This window comes from Myroides sp. A21, assembly GCF_000807225.1.
GTDB classification, from domain to species: Bacteria; Bacteroidota; Bacteroidia; order Flavobacteriales; family Flavobacteriaceae; genus Flavobacterium; species Flavobacterium odoratimimum.
Genome location: NZ_CP010327.1, coordinates 1,432,995 through 1,454,599, shown reverse-complemented (window position 1 = coordinate 1,454,599; position 21,605 = coordinate 1,432,995). Strand labels below are relative to the sequence as shown.

The following is a 21,605-nucleotide window of genomic DNA, read 5'->3' as shown; positions in this document are numbered from 1 at the left end:
CTTTACTAAACACTTACTGCAATTGCAACTTTACTTTCTACTCCTCTAAATAACGTTAAATGTTAATGAAAATTTTAACAAATATAGTTTTCTTAAAAGTAATAAAGCACTGATATAAAATATTTTATCAACTCTATTTTTCTATCTACTTTATTATCCGTAACTTAATATATAATTTCAAAAACAACACAATCATGAAATACGTAAAAGAATTTTCAGCCTTAGATTTTGACAATGACATACTAGTTGTTGACTTTAAAGACCACCAAATAGAGAACCCTATTGTACAGGTATCTGAGATTATAGATGAATTTGTCTATCAAGTAAAGCCTTGTAAGATATTTATCTCTAAAGCTCATAATATAGATATAGCGACTGATGTCCCATTTAGAGGAAGAGTGGTTATACGATAATTAGAATGTTATTTATACTTCTATAAAGCAAGGAGACCTATCGAGAGAAGGTCTCCTTATTTTATTAGATACATCTTACTCCCTCAATACAATCCTTCATTAGAGATCCTTCGGATACAATCTGAATCTCGTTTGCAAAACAACCTCTAATCCCAAGTAAACACAGCTTATTTCCGAATAGCTTCCGAACAAAATCAAATCAAAAAAACACAATAAATTAGATCACAATTACTTACAATCAAAAAGACACTCCATATTAAATCAAAAGAAGCATATCTGATCAATATCTCCAAATAGAGGCAGAATAAGGCAATATGAACAGTGAAATAACGCAGTATTCATAGCATAAAAAGAGATAAATACGCTTGATATTGTTTATTTTTACTCTTTTAAACTTATGCTATGATTTCTAAATACTCCCTTTGTTTTCAACCTGATGAAGCTACACTCGAACTGGTAAAGCAAATGAAGCTACAACTAGCCGATGAGATAGGGTGGTATAACAGTAAGAATTCCTTAGCACATATCACTATCTCTAAGTTTAAAACTGACCTGAATGGTATCAAAAAAATAGCCGAATTAGTCAGAGCACAGTGTAGTACATTCACTCCTGTACAAGTACTATTTAACGACTATGGACAATATCCTAACGGAGCGTTCTTCTTAGCAGTAGATGAGTTCTCTAAACCTATTCTTCAAGATTATGCAAAAAAGGTAATGCGCAAAGTCGTTTTGCCCGAAATCTATAAGAGTAACGAACCTCATATGTCTATCGCGCGCAAGCTAGACCCTGAGCGATTAGAGCGTGCATTAGTTTATTTTCAGAAACCTGCTATCTCTTGTCTGTGTAATCATATCGCCTTACGCCAGTTTAATCCTGACAGAAGACAATACGATATCATAGCGACTTTCCCTTTCTTAGGCTTGCCTTCTAATGAACCAGAGCAGTTGTCGTTGTTTTAAAGCTATTCCTGTTAAAAGCAAATGAGCTCATCGTTTTTATTTTATTTTCCCTATTTTTGGAATTAATCACAAACCTAAAACATGGAAAATAACAACAATACATTGACTTGGGATGAGTTTTCTAAAGTAGAAATGAGAGTAGGTACTATCGTTGAAGCGGAAGTATTCGCTGAAGTGAGAAACCCTGCTTATAAATTAGTAGTGGACTTCGGAGAAGAAATCGGAAAGAGAAAATCTTCTGCTCAGATTACTAAACTATATACGCCTGAAGAGCTGATCGGTAAACAAGTAGTAGCTGTAGTAAACTTCCCTCCTAAACAGATAGCTACTCTAATGAGTGAATGCCTAGTAATGGGAGCTGTAGAAGGAAAAGAGGTTACGTTAATGACTATGGATAAGCCTACTAAAAATGGCTTAAGAATAGGGTGATTTAGTTAACGGTTGACCGTTTACAGTTTACAGTATTTGCATACAATACATTGATGATAAATAGTTGACAGTTTATGGTTAACGATTAGCTGTTGACAGTGTTTGCCTATGATATATCATATATTGAATATGGGTAGTTGGCGGTTTTTCAGAGATATCAATGTTTTGCATCCCTCAATCCTATAACAATAAAAAATAACGGTTTACAGTCTGTGAACTGTAAACCGTAAACTATTAACTAAATCCCTAATTTCTTTAAAAAGGCTTCTTCTGCTTGATTAAAAGCATACATAGCTGAGTGAGTAGAGGTAAAGTTATCCGTCAGCTTTGATCTAAAAGCGCTATACTGTGTCTTACCATCTTCTTTAAAAAAATCAACTATAGCCGTATATTCTCCTGTATCTATATTATGTAGAATACGTGCTTGATAGTTACTCGTCTTATCTTTTCTACCGAGTTCTCTATACTTCTGATCATTATACATATATACATTAAAGAAGTAATCACTTACGTATCCACCATCTATACGCTCTGAGGCCATCCCATTACTCCCTATTAATTCTATAAATAGTCTATTAAAGCGCTCTGCTACAGTATCGTTGAAGTCTTTATAGACAGAGAAGACACTCTCTTTTAGTAACGTTTTGCCCATGCGCATCGCTTCTATGATGTCATCGTCATCCGGAAAGTATTCACCCCAAGCATGTTCTTCTTTGATCTCGTCTATAAACACATCTCGTGTACGGTGTGTAGTCGGATATATATTAAGCATAAAGAAGGGTAATCCGTCTTCGCCCTTTACTTGATCTAGAGCATGTACAGAGTTGTCTGAAATAATACTAGTAATGCGAATCTTATTAATATAACATGGCATATCTATAGAGACAATACATCTCACGTCTAAAGTTCCCTTCACATGCAGTTCACCATGGTTATACTTAGCATATACTACCTCACCATAGACACTTCCTCCTATATAGTGTGTGTTCCCACAGAAATAAGCGTTCTTCACAACCAAATCTCCCATCACAATCAACATCGGAGAAAAGTCTAGTTCCTGACAAAACAAAGAATCTGTTACCTTTAGATCACCTAAGAATATATATCCCTGTATATCTATCTCATAGTCTTCTATGAAGTTAAGTACTTCTAGTTCTTCTAGTTCTGCATCATTATCCACTACTAAGAAGAAAGAGTTCTCATCACTTAAGTCGTACACTAAATTGTCTAGTGTAAATAACTCTTCGTTTTGATCATTTACTCCTTTTAGCCCTTTAAGTAGATCTAGTCCATTGCGTATACTGACTACGCGATACATAATCCCATTGTAGAATATGGAGTCTATCTCTGGCTCTTGATTAATAGCCTCTATGCTAAACATCTGTGCGTGCTCCACCATATTAGCAATCTTGTCATCGAACTCAAAAAAGTGATTAACAGAATACAATAGATCACATACACTACTAAACCAATCTACTGCTCTACTCTTATGCATCTCATCTTTAGGAGTAAGCAATGATAACTGATCATTATAAGCATTGTGCTCTTGGTAGAATACAAGTACATCACTTACATCCATCCCTACTCTGCGTATAAAGTAGTGATACATCTCTGCATCCTTTTCTCCTTCCCCATTAATATAATCTCGAGAGATAACGATACGAGTATTGAACTCATCTTCTTGAAAATATATAGCAAACTGATTACTCGTTTCCTTATCCTTACCTATCACATCAAAAGCTTCTAAAAAATCTTCTACATTCTCATCATCTCTTAATAAAAGCCATCTATTATAATATAAACTCTGTACAATAGATAAGCTGAATATATTCCTTACTGCCTCTACGGATAGGTCTCTATCCTTATCCTCGATGCTAAACATTTCTCTTAATGTCATACTACTTCTATTGTGTTTTCTTATTTATCTACTATTAAGGTTACTGGTGTATTAATGTGTACAAGGCAAAAGTACCTAACCAGTGGCTACCCATATAATCGTCTCCTGTAATATTGCCAAACGAATTATTAAAGTGTTGAACTGACAACGCATTCAGATTAGGCGCTAACTCTGGTAATGCCTTCCCTATTTCTTTAAAACAAGTGGCTCTACTAAAGTTCAATCCATCTAAATGTACTAAATGTCCGTCTGATCGATCAGATACCTTAGCTACTTCTATGGTAAAATTCTGATCAAATAGTTGTGGTAAGAACGCCTTAGTCCAAGTGCGATACTCATCTTGATTCATTACTTTACTCATCAGGCGAGCTTCCTCTAAACATGGTGATAAAAAGTCATGTCCACTAGGTTCGAAGGCAATATTACACCCCTTATCCTCACCATACAGGCGTTTAGCATTGGCTACTATTAATTGTTCAAATGCTTTATTACCCATCTGACGTGCATAATCTAGTGATAGTGATAGCCCGAAAGCAGTATTGTCATGTGTACCTGTGCGTATTGGGTATAATAGCTTAGGTAAGTACTCCGCATAACGCTCTTCCATAATCTTCGCTAATGGCTCTATCGTCTTCGCCCAGCGTTGCGCATCAGCATCTTGCCATTGGGTTAAAGCTCCATGAAGCTGAAACAGCCATGCCCAACCATACGTACGTTCAAAGTTCTTATTATTAGGGTCATGGAAAAAAGCTAACTCCACTGCTACATTCTCATCTGTAATCAGATTATTTAATCTAGTGCGTATCTGTCCATCTGCATCTAACTCAGGAAACTTCTGCAATAAAGTAACAATAGACCAAAAGCCGTGTACTGAAGAATGCCAGTCAAAACATCCATAAAATATAGGACGCAATGCCTTAGGATTCTTTAGGTCATCATTACTGCCAAGTGTTTGTCCTAATCGGTTAGGATATTCTAATTCTATACAATGTAAAGGCAACTCTATAATCTTCTTCGCCTCAGCTACTGTAAGTGTTAATGCTGGTTGGTCTTCTGTATTGATTGGATTATTTGATGACTGTTGTTTCTCTGTACACGAAAACAACAATACACTCGCAAATAACAAACTTCCTATTTTTCTCATATTACTCTATTCTTTATTCCTCTAAAATAGTAAAATACTCCTATTTATAGGTGTTCTTTAAAAAAAGAAAACAAAAAGTCTTTGTTCGCATGGATGAAGCCTTATTTTTGTAGATAACATAAAAAACAATTAAACTACTATGACTAAAAAAATTTTGACTCGCTCACTAGTTTTTTCGCTTCTGGCATTAACCTTTGCTTGTAGCTCTGACGATAATAATCAAAATGAAGATGGCTTTAGAATCATCCCGCCTTCTGTACCTACTCCTCTGATACAACCTAGTGGTTTCTATATCGCTAATGAAGACTGGTTTGGAACAGATAAGGGAAGTGTGAATTTCTTAGACTATGGTTTAAATAGAAAATATAGAATATATAGAGAGGCTAATAATGGCAGTACTTTAGGAGCAACAACTACAATGGGGGTAGCGTTCGGTGAGAATTATTACATTATCTCTAAACAAGAAAATAAATTAGTAATCACAGATAAGGACTTTAAGGAAGTAAAAACTATAAAAGAGATACCTGGTGTTGAAGCGAACTCTTTCGTAGGAATTTCAGATCATAAAGCATACATCGCTACGACTAACGGAATCGTTATTCTAAATACCAATGACAAGGTGATTAGTGGTAATGTAGCAGGTGTTACCTCAATGACGGGTAATATGGTCTATGTAGATGGTAAAGTATATGCGGTAGTACAAGGTAAAGGCTTAACAATCATCAATACGGATACGGATACTGTAATCGATACAAAGGCAGGTGGATATACACAAGTAACCTTAGACAAAAATGGTATCGTATGGGCAGGTAAAGGCAGTGAAATAGAACGTATCAACCCTAAAGACACACAGGACACTAAAGCTTATAATATTGCAGCTGCTCCAATCCAAGGTAAATGGGGGGCATGGAATCCTGGTTCTATGTCTCCAAGTATGAAAGAAGATGCTATCTATTGGATAGCAAATGACGGAGCTTGGAATGGTGGAAACAAGATAGCTAAATTCGATACCAAAACAGGCGAGTTAAACAGTGAATTCTATGAACTAGGTCAAGATGATATGGGGAATAATCTAGAGTTCTATGCTGCTGGACTTAGAGTAGACCCTATCAAAGATGATTTAGTATTATTAATAAAAAGACCAGGATGGGGGAGTAATGGAAGTTATAACTGGACTAGAATAGTATCTAATACAGGTGCTCTAAAAGGTCAAGCCTTCATGGAAGGTGGAAATCAAGAATCTTCTTCTTATAATGACGTTAATGGTTATTTTTGGTTCCCTTCTGTACCTTTCTTCCAAGATAATAATGCTCCAGAAATCTTAGTGAACCAAATAGTATTAAAACCAAACAAAGAATTCAGAGTAGCGCTTAAAGATATCGTAGTAGATCAAGATAGCCCATATAACTTAATCGAAAAGTCTGTAAAGAACTTAGAAAATGAGTTTGGCTATGCTACTATAGAAGGAGATGAATTAGTCATCAAAACAAATGAAAAAACAGGAAAAACATCAATGAATATGAAGGTTAGTTCTAATGGAAAGAAACTTCAAAAAGATGTTGAAATCTGGGTAAGAAACTAAATATTACTTAAGCATAAATAAACTAGAGGTCGCTATACAGCGACCTCTTTCATTACACCTAAACACCTAATATTCAAACGACAAACATTTTTAAAATAGTTATCCATATAATCTCTTTTTTTGTACTTTTGGTTAAAATTTAAGCTATGAAAACAAGAACAATACTTACTTCATTATCACTATTTTTAGTGATATTATTGAGTAGTTGTAACAATAAGGATATTACTTCTTCTAAAGCTCTTGATACTATAGAAGCTCACTTAGAAGACAAACCTGAGTTTGAGAGTACAACAATTCAACTAGGAACTAAGAAATTTAGAAAGAAAAAAGACAGCCTTCAGATCAATCAATACAAAGTATTGGAAAAAGAAGGTTATATAGAATTTGAGAATGAGTCTGCTAAGAAAAAATGGTTGTCTAAAGACTCTATCTGGAATGTAACGGTGAAGCTAACTGAGAAAGCACACCCTTATGTGATCAATCAAAAAAGTGATAAGATAACTGTCAAAACAATAGAATATACATTAGATAAAAGCAATAATCTACAACTGAATAACAGAAGTAAGAAATCTGCTACTGCCTCTGTCATGCTATCAAAACAGTATACTCCTTTTATCGTGTTCTCAAAAGATAAAAACCCGAATACCAAGTTTATTACTAAGAAGTACAAGCTTCGCTATAGTGAAGAAAACGGATGGTCTATTAACTAGAAATAATGGGAAAGAATATTACTATTTTAGTATTTATACAACTTAGTCTAGCGATAATATCTGCTGTACTTATCTCTAAGATGTCTTTCTTAGGAAGAGTAGGTATTTCGCTAATGTATAAACAATACACTGTATTTAAAACACCTTGGAAGACTGCATTAATTATATTTGGTATTCAGGTAGCGCTAATTATTATCTTAGCTCTATTTAAGTATTTCTCTTCAAGACCAATTGCTAATATCGTTACAGTAGTTTTACTTATCATAGGAGTTATAGGCGCTTACTATACGTATATCGACTTTACGAGAACTTCGCACAAGCACATGAAGTTTTACTTCCATCTAGGAGGTTATATGTTTTGGTTTAACTGGATCTTCAGTTGTCTATTCTTCTTTTGTTTAAAAGGTAAAAGAAAAGCTTTACCTTTATCAACAACTGAATTAGATCAATCTGACATTCAACCCAAAATAGATTAGATTATATAAAAACAACAATACTACTCACACCATGAATAAACACATTATACTAATGGCTGCTATGGCAATCATGACTGTAGGCTGCAAAGAAAACAAAGCCACTACTCCTGCCGAATCAACATCAATAAAGTCTTCTACTACGAAAACAAATGATGACAATGGTACAATGGCTATACCTATGCACGGCACTGGAGAGAATAGTTCTTCTGCTACTAATGGAAGTTTCAAAATGGATGAGAGTATGAAAAAAAATATTCAAGAACAGAAAGCTCAGGAGTAAAAAGCTTTCTTCATTTGATAAATTAGTAAGGCCTTAGAATTATTTGACTAGTTCTAAGGTCTTTTTAATTTAAATTCAACAATAGATAACCTATCGCGAATTAAGCTCAAAAATAAATAGTCGTAATCCGTTACTATTGTTTATTTTTGCATTCTTATTAAATTCGTTTGATATTAACAGTAATTGATATATGATACAAGAACCTAAAAGATATACTATTACAGCAGCATTGCCTTATACGAATGGACCTATCCATATCGGGCACTTAGCTGGTGTATATGTACCTGCTGATATTTATGCAAGATTCTTGCGTTTGCAAGGAAAGGACGTAGCGTTTATATGTGGAAGTGATGAGCACGGAGTAGCTATTTCTATGAAAGCTAAAAAAGAGGGAATTACTCCTCAACAAGTAATTGATAAATACAATGGTATTATCAAGCAATCTTTTATGGACTTCGGTATCTCTTTAGACAATTACTCTCGTACTTCATCTTCTATTCACCATCAGACAGCTTCTGAATTCTTCAAGAAGTTATACAACGAAGGTAAATTTATAGAAGAAGTTACAGAACAATTATACGATGAGAAAGCTGATCAGTTCTTAGCTGACCGTTTCGTAACAGGTACTTGTCCTAAATGTGGTAATGAAGAAGCCTATGGAGACCAATGTGAAAAATGTGGTACTTCATTAAACGCAACAGATTTAATCAATCCTAAGTCTACTATCACTGGGACTAAACCAATCTTAAAGTCAACTAAACATTGGTTCTTACCATTAGACCAATATGATACATTCTTACGTGAGTGGATCTTAGAAGGTCATAAAAATGACTGGAAACCTAATGTATATGGACAAGTTAAGTCTTGGCTAGAGGATGGGCTAAAGCCTCGTGCTGTAACGCGTGACTTAGACTGGGGTATCCCTGTACCTGTAGAAGGTGCTGAAGGAAAAGTTCTGTATGTATGGTTTGATGCTCCTATCGGATACATCTCATCTACTAAAGAATGGGCTCAGAGAGAAGGTAAAGACTGGGAACCATATTGGAAGTCTGATGATACTAAGTTAGTACACTTCATCGGTAAGGATAATATTGTATTCCACTGTGTGATATTCCCTGCGATGTTAAAAGCAGAAGGAAGCTATATCTTACCTGATAACGTACCTGCTAATGAGTTCTTAAACTTAGAAGGTAATAAACTATCTACGTCTAAAAACTGGGCAGTATGGTTACACGAGTACTTAGAAGATTTCCCTGGTAAACAAGATGTATTGCGTTATGCTTTGACTTCTAACGCTCCTGAGACAAAAGACAACGACTTTACTTGGAAAGACTTCCAAGCTAGAAATAACAATGAGTTAGTAGCTATCTTCGGTAACTTTATTAACCGTGTGGTAGTATTGACTAATAAATATTACGAAGGTGTAGTGCCTCAACCAAATGAGTTCTCTGAAGTTGATATCGCAACATTAACTGAGTTAAGAGCATATCCAAGTGTAATCGAAAGTTCTGTAGAGCGCTATAGATTCAGAGAGGCATTATCAGAGATGATGAATGTAGCTCGTCTAGGGAATAAGTACTTAGCTGATGAGGAACCTTGGAAACTAATCAAGGAGAACCCTGAAAGAGTAAAAACACAGATGTATGTAGCCTTACAAATAGCTGCTGCATTAAGTACTTTAGCTGAACCATTCTTACCATTCACTGCTAACAAACTGAAATCTATTCTAAAAATAGATACCCCTATCCAATGGAGTACTATCGCTGAAGATAAAGTATTATTACCTGCAGGACACACTATCGGACAAGCTGAACTATTATTCGCTAAGATAGAAGATGAAGAGGTGCAAAAACAATTGGATCGTCTAGAAGCTTCTAAAAAAGAAAATGCTGCTGCTGCAAAAGTAGTAGAGCCACAAAAAGAAACAGCTGTATATGAAGACTTCGCTAAGTTAGACTTACGTGTAGGGACTATCGTAGAAGCTGAGAAAATGCCAAAAGCAAATAAGCTATTGGTATTAAAAGTAGATACTGGTATGGATGTGCGTACTATCGTATCAGGTATTGCTGAACACTTCAAACCTGAGGATATCATCGGTAAGAGAGTGACGGTATTAGCTAACCTTGCTCCTCGTGCTCTAAGAGGGGTGGAGAGTCAAGGTATGATACTAATGACTGAAGACCAAGATGGCAAGTTAGTATTCGTGAATCCAGACGAACAAAATGTAAAAAACGGAGCTACGATTAATTAATCAGAGCTTTTACAATAACAAAAAGGCAGACTTTTAAAAGAGTCTGCCTTTTTATTTATTTTGAATTTTCTGTCTATTAATATTCACTCTCTTTATCTAATAGAGCTATCTCTTCTACTGATAACTTTATCTCAGTAGAACGGATCAAACTTTTTAACTGAGAGCTCGATGTAGCACTAACGATAGGAGTACTAATAGACGGTTTGTGTACTTGCCATGCTATAGCAATCTCTGCAATAGTGGCATTGTGCTGTTTTGCTAATATCTCTAGTTGATCTATAATACGCATTCCCCTCTCATTAATATACCCTTTCACCATATCCTTTCTAGAACTACCTTCTATATCATCTAAGTTTCTATACTTTCCACTTAAGAAACCACTTGCTAATGCAAAATAGCTCATTACAGCAAGTTTTTCTTCTTCTACCAAGGGCAAATATTCATGCTCATACTTCTCTCTATCATAAAGGTTATAAAGGGGCTGTATAGCGATATACTCTGCCCATCCCTTTTCTCGTGCAATAGCATTACTTGATTCAATGCGTTCAACCTCTAGATTAGACGCTCCTAAATATCTTACTTTACCAGCCTTAACTAAACTATTAAAAGTCTCCATCGTTTCTTCTTGTGAAGTCTCTAAGTCATCATAGTGAGAGAAATATAAATCAATATAATCTGTATTCAACCTCTTCAATGAAGCATCTACACATCCTTCAATATATCCTTTCTTAAGTCCTTTTGTTCCATCTCCCATAGTACCACCTACCTTAGTAGAAAGAACGATATCGTGACGCTTCTTACTTTCTTTAAACCACTTCCCTATTATTGCTTCAGATTCACCACCTACATTACCTGGCGCCCAATGAGAATAGTTATTAGCTGTATCTATAAAAGTTAGTCCATTGTAATATAACTCATCTAACATCTTAAATGATTCTTTCTCATCTAAAGTCCATCCAAACACATTACCTCCGAAAGACAAAGCTGGAACATATAACTCCGACTTTCCAAATTTATATTTTGCCATAATTTTACATTTTTATTATACCCCTAAAGTTAAGCAATAAAAAAAGGAGACCATAAATGATCTCCTTTTTTGTATATATTTTGTGATAACTTATTAGAAGTTATAACGTAATGTAAAGTTCCATGTTCTACCCGCACCTAATAAAACCTCGTTCTTCTCGCTAACGCCTTTCCAAGTTGCTTCACCTGGTCTAGCTTCATAGTTAGTTCTTGCCGAAGATATATAAGTTGTATCAAATACGTTATTCACGTTAACACGCATAGTAACAGAATTTGTTTTTTCTTTACCAACAGGTAATCTATAAGAAAGACCAGCATCAAATAAATTAAATGCAGGAAGTTTCATAGATCCACTCTTACCTTCTGCATCAGCTTTATCAATTGCTAAAGATCCATAGAAATTATCATTGTATCTATAATTAGCATCGATTTTAAGTCCCTTAGCAATTTCGTAATTAGCCCCTAAGTTAATAATGAACTGTGGTGCTCCACCTACTTTTGCTCCATCAATGTATAAAGTCTGCGTTTTGAATCCAGAGTTTGGATCGCCTGGTGTATTATAGATAGGTGTATTATTTTCTTCATCGTAGTAGATACCAGATACATTAGATGCATATTTCCAATCTCCCCAAGAGAAAGACCCAGTAATATTTAATCTATCAATTGGATTATATAAGAAATCCATCTCTACTCCTGTATGAATTTGCTCAATTCCACTTAATGTAGCAGTAGCATTATTCTCTTTACCTCCTGATGTATATCTAGTAGATGCTCTTAACACTCTGTCATCCCAAGAAGTTCTATAAACGTTAACGTTTGCTCTAAACTTCTCACTTCTGAAACCATAACCTGCCTCAAGTCCAAAAATCTTTTCGTTTGTACTACTTGGATTAATTGTATTTGAATTGTTTAAGAAAACTCCATTATTCATAAATGGCTGTCTTGAATAATATCCTGTGTTGAAAAACACATTGTGATTTTCATTAATATTATAGTTTACTCCCCCTTTAACATTTCCTCCTAAGATACTTTCCCAAGATGTCTTCTGTTCACCAGAATCAGCAGTATGGTTAAAGTAATCAACTCTTTGCATCCATTGATTAGAAATAGCTCCTTGAACGAATACTGATAGATTATCTTTTGAATACTCAACTTGTCCAAATCCTCCTAACCACTTAACATTTCCATCATTGTGGTATCCTACTTTTTCTCTTCCGTTCCAATCAACCCAAGGATTCATTGAAGCTTTAGCATCATAAGTTTGACTCACAACATAAGAGCCAGTATAATTTTTATTGTTATTAACAACAAAACCATCAGCCCCCATTAAGTTATCTAATAACTGGTAGTGATAACCTTTATAAATACGAGCATCTAAACCAAAGTCAACAGTCCAATTATCATTAACTTTTGCATTCATATTCATAACTGTTCCATACCAGTCATGTGAGTTAATACTAGATCTTCTAGCCCATCCACCGTCTCCAGCATTTTTATAATTTGTATCCACATAATATTTACCATCTTCGCTAGCAATATTATTAGGATGCTTCCAATCAGCTACTGTCTCTCCTCTATTCCAAGCTGCAATATCATCAAATCTCATATGTCCATTTGCATCTCTTACTTCAGTACCAAAGTCTCTGTATCCACTTGGTCCACCACCAATTGTACCGGTTCCTCCTCCACGTCCCCATGAAGCATAAACTACAGTACCAAATGTCCATGTCTCGTTAATATTGAAATCATAGTTCAAAGACATAACTGGTTTGTTATAGTAATTAGATTTAAAATTAAATCTCTCACCATTATAGAATCCTGTATCAGGATTATATCTCTTATTTAATTCTCCGTTATTATACTTCTTAATATTTTCGATTGACATAGAAGTACTACGTTGATCGTGATCTTGTTTAGCTCCAGTAAAAGTAAACTGTAAATTATGACGACTATCTTTAGATTTATACCCTAATCCTAAATAATAATTTACTCCTTCAAATCCAGTACCTTCAACATAACCATTACCTCTAGTGTATCCTAATAAAATAGAAGCAGAAAGCCCATTCTCTAATACCCCAGTATTGTAAGAAGCAAGTCCTTTAAAGTAATCATTATTACCTACTCCCGCAGAAATAGACCCTCCTTCTCTAGCATCAGAAGTACGTGTTAATACGTTAATTGTCCCTCCCACAGAAGAGATAGCTAATTTAGATGATCCTAATCCTCGTTGCACTTGCATAGCAGATGTAACATCTGATAAACCAGCCCAATTTGACCAGTACACAGAACCACCTTCCATATCATTAACAGGCATACCGTTAATTAACACAGCAATGTTCTTTTGATCAAATCCACGAATATTGATATTAGAATCTCCATAACCTCCACCACCTTTAGAAGCATACACAGATGGAGTTGTGTTTAAAATTTCAGGAAACTCTTGAGAACCAAGTTTTTCTTGAATTTCAGCAGCTTTAATTGTAGAAACAGCTACTGGAGTTTTACGATCTTTTGCTACGTCAGCAACACCCATAATAACGATGTCATCTAACATATTTTGGTCAGCAGCAAGTACTACAGTCCCAAGATCTACTTTCTTATCAGCGCCAACTTTGAAAGCTACAGTCTTAGACTGATATCCAATAAAAGAGATAACAACTTCTCCTTTATCCTCAGAAACATTCAGTTCGAACTTACCATCCATATCAGATGATGCGCCGTTCAGAGTTCCTTTTACTATGATTGCCGCTCCAGGTAATCCCGATTGGAATTCACCATCTATAACAACACCAGTAATTTTGTTTTGTGAAAGTGCAGATACTGAGGTAAATACCATTACCATCATCAGCATCCAGTTCTTCAAGTTTTTCATTTTGTAAGTGTAAGTGATAAAATTATTTTCGCAACAAATGTACAAAAACATCCATACTCAATGTTACCAAAACATTAAAATTAACGTTTTATCACTATTTAGACTTATTCTACAACTCTATTTTTTACAAAATAACGCAATAAAAAAGCAGTTGAACTATCATGTTCACATATATTTTTAGATTTAATTTCATTTTGTATATTCTTTGCCAAAATCTTTCCGTACTCTACACCGAACTGATCGAAGCTATAAATATTCCAAATTACCCCTTGAACGAACGTCTTATGTTCATATAGTGCGATTAACTCACCTAAACTTTTAGGAGTTAATTTGTCAATTAAAATTGTATTTGATGGTTTATTACCACAAAACTCTCTAAAGTTACTTAAAAAAGGTCCTCCATCACTTTCATACTCTTCCCCTATCTTTCCGTTTAACAAAGCTTCGCTTTGACCAAAGAAGTTAGACATCAATATATCGTGATTAGTACTCTCCTTGAAATGAGGGTTTACAAAACCAATAAAGTCAATAGGGATTACCTTAGTACCTTGGTGAAATAGCTGAAAGAAAGCATGCTGAGCAGAAACTCCTACTTCTCCCCATATTAGTGTACCTGTTTGATAATTGACTGGTGCTCCACTTCTATCCTTATTTTTACCATTACTCTCCATAATCATCTGCTGTAAGTGAGCAGGTAACTTGCCAAGTAACTGACTATAAGGAACGACAGCTTCTGTCTCATATCCATAAAAGTTATTATACCACACACTTAGAAGAGCCATCAGTACAGGTAAATTCTCCTTAAACTCAGCTTCTTTAAAATGCTTATCCATAGCATGAGCTCCTTCTAGAAGTTCTTCAAAGTGATCATATCCCACAGCCAAAGCAATAGAAATTCCAACAGCACTCCACAGAGAAAATCGTCCTCCAACAAAATCCCACATAGGATATATGTTCTCTCGTTTTACTCCAAAGCTCATCGCCTCTTCTATCGCTACAGAAACACCTACATAATGAGCACTCAAATCAATAGTTCCAAGATGACCTTCTAACCAAGATTTAATCTTCTTTGCATTCTCTATTGTCTCTTGAGTAGTAAATGTCTTAGAAACAATAAGAACTAAAGTAGTCTCAGGATTAAGTTTATTTAATACTGATTGTAAATAATCATCATCAACATTAGAAATATAATGCATTCCTAATTCAGTACGATAGTTAGCTAATGCATGTACTACCATTTTAGGACCTAAGTCTGACCCCCCTATACCTACATTAATAACATCGGTAAATTTCTTACCTGAATGAGAAGTATAAGAACCATTTAATACCTTAGCAGTAAATTCTTTAATTCGTTTGCGAGTATCTTGTATCTCTGTTAGAACGTTCTCTCCATGAACAAGAACAGAAGAATTAGGAGACAAATCTCTTAAGGCCGTATGCAATACAGCTCTTTTCTCAGTTGCATTAATAATATCTCCTTTATACATTGCTTGAATTGCTTCTTTTAGATTCAATTCATTAGCAAGCTCTAACAATATATTTATTGTTTCCTCTGTAATCTTATTTTTTGAATAATCTAGCAAGAAATCTTCCCACTGAATATTCATTTTATTAGCTCTTTCAGGATCCTCAGCAAACAATTTTTGCATCTGAACAAACTCCATTTGACCGTAATGCTCCCTAAGCTTCTTCCAAGCTAAAGTTCCAGAAGGATTTATACTCTCTAACATCTCTACAACTAACTAACTTTTATTCTCCTTTAAATTTTTCGTTTAATGCCTTGTCTAATTCAGCTTTAAGTGGTGTAATATATTCTTTAAATGCTGGTAATTCTTTCTTCTCCATCGGAACAGAATTAGGTAAAGACTGATTCAAAGGATCGACCTGTACTCCATTCTTCCAAAAGCGATAACACACGTGTGGTCCAGTCGCTAAGCCAGTACTCCCTACAAGTCCTATTGTCTGTCCCTGATCTACCCTTTGTCCTACTTTTACAAGTATTTTAGACATATGTAAATATTGAGTAGAATATGTACCATTGTGTTTTACTTTTACAAAGTTACCATTTCCTGCTGTATATCCAGCTCTTTCTACTACACCAGATGCAGTAGTCATGATTGGCGTTCCTGTAGGAGCTGCATAATCTGTTCCATTATGAGACTTCCATTTCTTCTGTACAGGGTGAAAACGATTTTTTGAATATTTTGAAGTAATTCTAAAGAACTTCAAAGGAGCCTTTAAGAACATACTCTTCATTGGTCGTCCCTCTTCATCAAAATATTCAGTAGCTTTAGAATCTTGTCTTTTATAAGGAAAAGAATACAAATCCTTCCCACGATATCTAAAGTAAGCAGCATCTATCTTAGACACTCCTAAATAAATAGTATCATTAATATACTTTTCCTCTATTGTAAAAGCAAATCTGTCTTCTGGTTGTAATTTAAAGAAGTCAATAGACCATGCAAAGATCTGTGACATTTTAGTCGCTAGAGATTGATCTACACCTTCTTTACTTAAACTTAATGAAAGCGATCCTTCTATTTCTGAAGCAACTGTTCTACGCTTAATAGTTACTGGATAAGTAATTGTGTAAGCACTAATCGAGTCACGCAAATCGATAACCTGATATCCAGATATATTAGGATGATAGATAAATGCAGCTAACTTCTCTTGATCCTTTCTATACTTAACCAAAGCATAAGGTTGACCAACGCGAATATTACGTACATTGAATGTATCTTTTACTTGCGTAACTATATTATGAACTTCAGTAGAACCAATATTATTATTCCCGAAGATCTTCCCAATATTATCTCCACTTCGAATAGTATCTTCTACTAAAACGTAATCTTTTAAATCAAAACCATATAATTCTCCTACAATCTCTTCTACATGCTCCTTTTCTGGTTGGGCTTCTATAGTAACCTCTTCCGTTTTTTTACATGAGATAAGTGCTGTAGCGATTAGTACACTATAAATAAATTGCTTCAAAACTCTAAAATATCTTTATTTTCAACTTCTTCTCCTTTACTATTTCCCCCAATTCGCTTTTTCTTCCTCACTCCATAACTCTGGAAAGAATATGCGCTTCTGATATTGTGGCAACATATACTTTTTCCAATCGCTTCCTCCAGTAGCTTCTTTTGTTTCTCCTGGATTACTTTCAAGATACTTAAGTGCAGCTTCATAATGCCCCATTACCCATACAACATTAACTGTTTTATCAAAATGACGCATCGCTTCTATCAACCCCTTATCTGATTTGGCTTCTAGGGGTAATTTCACAAATTTCTGCCATAAATTTGTTTTTTCATAATCTTTCATGGCTTTAACAAAAGTTTCACAATATCTATTTTCAAACTCTTTCAATAGATATGATTTCTCTCCTGTCTTATAGTCTTTACCTGCTGCCTGCCAATACATATATTCTAACGCCTCTTTTTCAGAAATATTTTGTGGTAAATCATTTACAAATCTCTTATCGATTAAATTAATCCAATCTGTACAACCAAACTCAATTAATCGATACTGACTACTCTGAAATCCACTTGCAGGAGCTAGAGTATTTCTAAATTTCAAATACTGCTCTACCTCCATACCATCTTTCATAATCGTAAACGAAGACGTAAGCATATCAAAATAACGACTTATTCTAGCTAGCCGTTCTTTAAAAAACTCTACCGTTAAGCTCTCATCATTACACTCACTTACCTGATTCAGCTCCCACAATATCATTTTAAATAATAGCTCATTCACTTGATGATACATAATAAACACCATCTCATCGGGCAAGACGGTTCTCTGAGTCTGGAGATTTAGCAATGCATCAGTTTGGATATAATCCCAATACGTAATAGGTTTAGCATACAACATGCCTTCTATTTGAGTTTCTGCCTTAATTCCTAAATCATTAAAGCGATCCACTACCTCAGAGAATTTTTTATCGATCATACTTTTATTAACTAATTATTTTACGAACTCTAGCTTCGTCACTAAATTCTTATACTCCTCTAAATCAGCTTTTAGAGAACCTACTGCAAGGCTGGCTTTGATACGTACTGGCACTTTATTAGCATCTGCACTTACCCAAACTGTCAAACTTTCCTTCTCTTTAAACACACGGCCTGCCATCACATAAGGACGAAACTTTAAAGTTTTCAATTTACCAAAATTTGTCTTTAAAACTTCCTCTCCTAGATATTTTAATTTAAATTTAAATATTTCTCCATCGAAGAACATATCTATCTCTACAGACTCACCTACTTTAAGATCATTTAACCCAGGATATTTACGCAAATAGTAAAAGGAAGATACGATATCTTGCACGCTTTTAGTAACTGTATATTGCTTCTCTGTCTTCTTCTCATAATCCTTTACAGTGACTTTCATATTCTTGTAGTTAAACCACCCTTCTTGGTCCTTTGTATAGCCACCTTCATCTATTTTTCGAATAAAACGATGAGGAATTACCTCTTTCTTTTCAAAATAACTCTCGTAGTTATCATATACTTTAAAAAACATCTTAGGCACACCTGTAGTATAACCAATTCCTTTAGCATGGTAAACAGGGACGCCATTCTGGACAGTATCTGTCAAACGCAAAGTAGCTATACCAGCATTTAATAACCCATAACTAATTCTAAATTTCAGGAATTCACCTTTATCAAAAGCCTTCACAGAAGATTGTGAGTACAGAATACTTGTGGTAAACACACACACAAGTAATATTAGAAGATTCTTTTTCATATTGGTTGTTTTTTATTCAAAAATAGCAAACAAAAAAACCCAGCCAAAGAAATGACTGAGTTTTTATGCTATTAACCAACCAAAAAACTATAAATTATGAAAAATTTATTACACTCAAATAAAGCTTATGACGACCTTATTTTTGCGAGTGCAAATGTATAGCTTTTTACGGACTATTACCACCCTAATTGGTTTTTAACTTTTATTTAACTAAACAAGTCTCCAAAAGACCTGTTTTAATATTTAATTAACTGAATCTTAAAGTGTTCCTCTTTTCTCTTGTTCACGCTCTATTGACTCAAATAAGGCTTTAAAGTTACCTGCACCAAATCCTCTTGCTCCCATTCTCTGAATAATTTCGAAGAATAAAGTCGGTCTATCCTCTACAGGCTTCGTAAATATCTGTAATAAATATCCTTCTTCATCTGCGTCAATCATGATACCGAGCTTCTGAAGTTCTTTAATATCCTCCTTCATCATATCCATATGTACCCCTAGTCGAGCAGGTATCATATCATAATATGCTTGTGGTGGAGCAGATAAAAACTCAACTCCTCTATCTTTCATCGCAGCTACAGTCTTAATGATATCATCGGTAGCTACAGCGATATGTTGTACTCCAGGACCATTATAGAAGTCTAAATACTCTTCTACTTGTGATCTTTTCGCTCCTTCTGCAGGCTCATTAATAGGGAATTTAATACGCCCATTACCATTAGACATTACCTTACTCATTAAGGCAGAATACTCCGTATTGATTTGTTTATCATCAAAAGATAAGAAGTTAACGAATCCCATCACATCTTCATACCACTTTACCCAAGTATTCATCTCATTCCATCCCACATTACCTACCATGTGATCTACGTATTTTAACCCAACAGGAGTAGGATTATAATCACTTTCCCATTTTTTAAATCCTGGTAAGAATGTACCTGTATAATTCTTGCGTTCTACGAACATATGTACTGTCTCACCATACGTATAGATACCTGCACGCACTACTTCACCGAACTCATCTTTCTCTACAGTAGGTGCCATAAATGACTTTGCACCACGACTCGTTGTTTCTTCATACGCTTTTCGAGCATCTTCTACCCATAACGCCACCACTTTTACACCATCACCATGTTGTACGATATGGTTATTAAATTCTGACTCTGCCGTTAAAGGTGTAGTCAATACTATTCTTATTTTATCCTGTACCAACACGTAAGACGCTCTATCTCTTACTCCTGTCTCTAATCCGGCATACGCCAAAGATTGAAAACCAAAAGCTGTTTTATAAAAATGAGCCGCCTGCTTAGCATTTCCTACAATAAATTCTACGTAATCTGTTCCTAATAGAGGCAAGAAATCTTGCGCTCCTTCAAATATTTTTTCTAAGCCAAATTCAACTGACTTTACTTCTTTACTCATAATATATAGTTTTTAGGTTGTTGTTTGATTGTTATTTCTCAGGTTCTAACCACGATTGGTAATATTGTTCATCTGCTATCTTCATCGCCTCTTCAGTTACCATAAGAGGTTTAAAAGTATCTACCATCACTGCCAATTCTTGTGTTTCAGTCTTACCTATCGAACGCTCTGCTGCACCAGGATGTGGTCCATGAGGTATACCTGCAGGATGCAGAGAGATATGCCCTGGAGCGATATCATTACGACTCATAAAGTCTCCATCTACATAATACAACACCTCATCACTATCAATATTACTGTGGTTATAAGGCGCTGGAATAGAATCTGGATGATAGTCATATAGACGTGGTACAAAAGAACACACTACGAATGCATCTGTCTCAAATGTCTGATGCACTGGTGGTGGTTGGTGAATCCTCCCAGTTATCGGTTCGAAGTCATGAATAGAGAATGCATATGGATAATTATACCCATCATATCCCACAACATCAAAAGGATGTGTAGCATAGACCATCTCAAATATCTCATCTTGCTTTCTTACTTTAATAAGAAAATCTCCTGTCTCATTAAAAGTTTCTAATACATCCGGGCACCTGATATCACGCTCACAGAATGGAGAGTGCTCTAATAACTGTCCAAACCAATTGCGATAGCGCTTAGGAGTATAGATAGGACGTCTAGACTCTACGATAAATAGTCTATTATCTTCCGTATCAAAATCGATCTGATAAATAATTCCTCGAGGTATCAGCAGGTAGTCACCATACTTAAAAGTAAGGTTACCTAACATCGTACGCAATGTACCTGTCCCCTTATGAATAAAAATTAATTCATCAGAATCCGTGTTTTTATAAAAGTAATCTCTTAATGATTGTTTAGGTGCCGCTAATACAATGGTACAGTCACTATTGGTCAAAACTGCTTTTCGGCTTTCTAAATAATCATTCTCAGGAGCTACCTGAAAACCACGTAAACGATAAGATTGAATGTGATTAGACTTTGCTATTTTAGGCGCAATACTATACTGTCCTAAAATCTTCTTTACCTGAGTAGGTCGGTGCTCGTGATACATATTGGTATACATACCATCGAAGCCAATTGTACCAAACAATTGCTCATAATATAAGTCCCCATTTTCCTTTCGGAATACGGTGTGACGTTTAGGGGGAATACTCCCTAAGTGATGATATAAAGGCATAATTACTTAATATTTTTGGTTGGTGATTCAGATTCCTGATTAAACATAAAAGAATAGACAACGTCAAGCATACAAGGCAATGCATCTAAAGATATCTTGTGAAGTCAACCTCAACAGAGCTGCCAGGTCAAAATGTATAGAAAGGTTAGCTATAAAAGTCATAATAAGCTACTACACTACATACACTACATACACTACA

Annotated in this window: 18 protein-coding genes; 8 read left to right on the top strand and 10 right to left on the bottom strand. The window is 35.0% G+C overall.

Going from position 1 to position 21,605, the window contains the following annotated elements:
- Nucleotides 1-194 precede the first annotated feature (194 nt).
- The 3 genes from MYRA21_RS06655 (at nucleotide 195) to MYRA21_RS06645 (ending at nucleotide 1,805) form a co-directional block, all read left to right on the top strand.
- The gene (locus tag MYRA21_RS06655) at nucleotides 195-413 is read left to right on the top strand and encodes a hypothetical protein (protein ID WP_006257734.1); all 219 of its coding nucleotides are present in this window, start codon (nucleotides 195-197) and stop codon (nucleotides 411-413) included.
- Between the two features lie 402 nt (nucleotides 414-815).
- Nucleotides 816-1,376, top strand: coding sequence for a 2'-5' RNA ligase family protein (locus MYRA21_RS06650; protein WP_006257735.1), 561 nt, complete (start codon nucleotides 816-818; stop codon nucleotides 1,374-1,376).
- A gap of 81 nt (nucleotides 1,377-1,457) precedes the next feature.
- Entirely contained in the window at nucleotides 1,458-1,805 is a 348-nt protein-coding gene (locus tag MYRA21_RS06645; protein WP_006257736.1) for a tRNA-binding protein, read from the top strand.
- Nucleotides 1,806-2,043: 238 nt separating this feature from the next.
- Here MYRA21_RS06645 and MYRA21_RS06640 read toward each other — a convergent pair whose 3' ends face one another.
- Nucleotides 2,044-3,702: a hypothetical protein gene (locus MYRA21_RS06640; protein ID WP_006257737.1), complete on the bottom strand. Its 1,659-nt coding sequence runs from the start codon at nucleotides 3,700-3,702 to the stop codon at nucleotides 2,044-2,046.
- Between the two features lie 40 nt (nucleotides 3,703-3,742).
- Nucleotides 3,743-4,846: a DUF2891 domain-containing protein gene (locus MYRA21_RS06635; protein WP_006257739.1), complete on the bottom strand. Its 1,104-nt coding sequence runs from the start codon at nucleotides 4,844-4,846 to the stop codon at nucleotides 3,743-3,745.
- 139 nt (nucleotides 4,847-4,985) lie between these two features.
- Between MYRA21_RS06635 and MYRA21_RS06630 the strand changes: the two genes are divergently transcribed.
- The 5 genes from MYRA21_RS06630 to metG all read left to right on the top strand — a co-directional run bounded on the left by MYRA21_RS06630 (nucleotide 4,986) and on the right by metG (nucleotide 10,145).
- Nucleotides 4,986-6,428, top strand: a complete 1,443-nt coding sequence (locus MYRA21_RS06630) for a DUF5074 domain-containing protein (protein WP_006257740.1) — start codon at nucleotides 4,986-4,988, stop codon at nucleotides 6,426-6,428.
- A gap of 146 nt (nucleotides 6,429-6,574) precedes the next feature.
- Nucleotides 6,575-7,138 (top strand): hypothetical protein, encoded by a 564-nt coding sequence (locus MYRA21_RS06625; protein ID WP_006257741.1) that lies wholly within the window; start codon nucleotides 6,575-6,577, stop codon nucleotides 7,136-7,138.
- A 5-nt stretch (nucleotides 7,139-7,143) separates the two neighbouring features.
- Nucleotides 7,144-7,614, top strand: coding sequence for a hypothetical protein (locus MYRA21_RS06620; protein ID WP_006257742.1), 471 nt, complete (start codon nucleotides 7,144-7,146; stop codon nucleotides 7,612-7,614).
- Between the two features lie 31 nt (nucleotides 7,615-7,645).
- Nucleotides 7,646-7,894, top strand: a complete 249-nt coding sequence (locus MYRA21_RS06615) for a hypothetical protein (protein WP_006257743.1) — start codon at nucleotides 7,646-7,648, stop codon at nucleotides 7,892-7,894.
- A gap of 190 nt (nucleotides 7,895-8,084) precedes the next feature.
- Nucleotides 8,085-10,145 carry a methionine--tRNA ligase gene (metG, locus tag MYRA21_RS06610; RefSeq protein WP_006257745.1) on the top strand — a complete coding sequence of 687 codons (2,061 nt, stop codon included), beginning with the start codon at nucleotides 8,085-8,087 and terminating at the stop codon, nucleotides 10,143-10,145.
- 76 nt (nucleotides 10,146-10,221) lie between these two features.
- Here the strand turns inward: metG and MYRA21_RS06605 are convergent, their stop codons facing one another.
- The 8 genes from MYRA21_RS06605 to MYRA21_RS06570 form a co-directional block, all read right to left on the bottom strand.
- A complete protein-coding gene (locus tag MYRA21_RS06605) occupies nucleotides 10,222-11,172 on the bottom strand; it encodes an aldo/keto reductase (protein ID WP_006257747.1) in 951 nt (316 codons plus the stop codon).
- A gap of 93 nt (nucleotides 11,173-11,265) precedes the next feature.
- Complete coding sequence (locus MYRA21_RS06600; RefSeq protein ID WP_006257748.1) at nucleotides 11,266-14,094, bottom strand: carboxypeptidase-like regulatory domain-containing protein; 2,829 nt, start codon at nucleotides 14,092-14,094, stop codon at nucleotides 11,266-11,268.
- Between the two features lie 53 nt (nucleotides 14,095-14,147).
- On the bottom strand, nucleotides 14,148-15,773 hold the full coding sequence (gene pgi / locus MYRA21_RS06595) for a glucose-6-phosphate isomerase (protein WP_006257749.1): 1,626 nt from the start codon (nucleotides 15,771-15,773) through the stop codon (nucleotides 14,148-14,150).
- Between the two features lie 19 nt (nucleotides 15,774-15,792).
- The gene (locus MYRA21_RS06590) at nucleotides 15,793-17,034 is read right to left on the bottom strand and encodes a peptidoglycan DD-metalloendopeptidase family protein (RefSeq protein ID WP_006257750.1); all 1,242 of its coding nucleotides are present in this window, start codon (nucleotides 17,032-17,034) and stop codon (nucleotides 15,793-15,795) included.
- 39 nt (nucleotides 17,035-17,073) lie between these two features.
- Nucleotides 17,074-17,994, bottom strand: a complete 921-nt coding sequence (locus MYRA21_RS06585) for a tryptophan 2,3-dioxygenase family protein (protein ID WP_006257751.1) — start codon at nucleotides 17,992-17,994, stop codon at nucleotides 17,074-17,076.
- A 15-nt stretch (nucleotides 17,995-18,009) separates the two neighbouring features.
- Nucleotides 18,010-18,789 (bottom strand): DUF3108 domain-containing protein, encoded by a 780-nt coding sequence (locus MYRA21_RS06580; RefSeq protein ID WP_006257752.1) that lies wholly within the window; start codon nucleotides 18,787-18,789, stop codon nucleotides 18,010-18,012.
- A gap of 258 nt (nucleotides 18,790-19,047) precedes the next feature.
- On the bottom strand, nucleotides 19,048-20,208 hold the full coding sequence (gene hppD, locus MYRA21_RS06575; RefSeq protein ID WP_006257753.1) for a 4-hydroxyphenylpyruvate dioxygenase: 1,161 nt from the start codon (nucleotides 20,206-20,208) through the stop codon (nucleotides 19,048-19,050).
- 31 nt (nucleotides 20,209-20,239) lie between these two features.
- Nucleotides 20,240-21,406 (bottom strand): homogentisate 1,2-dioxygenase, encoded by a 1,167-nt coding sequence (locus tag MYRA21_RS06570; RefSeq protein WP_006257754.1) that lies wholly within the window; start codon nucleotides 21,404-21,406, stop codon nucleotides 20,240-20,242.
- Nucleotides 21,407-21,605 lie beyond the last annotated feature (199 nt).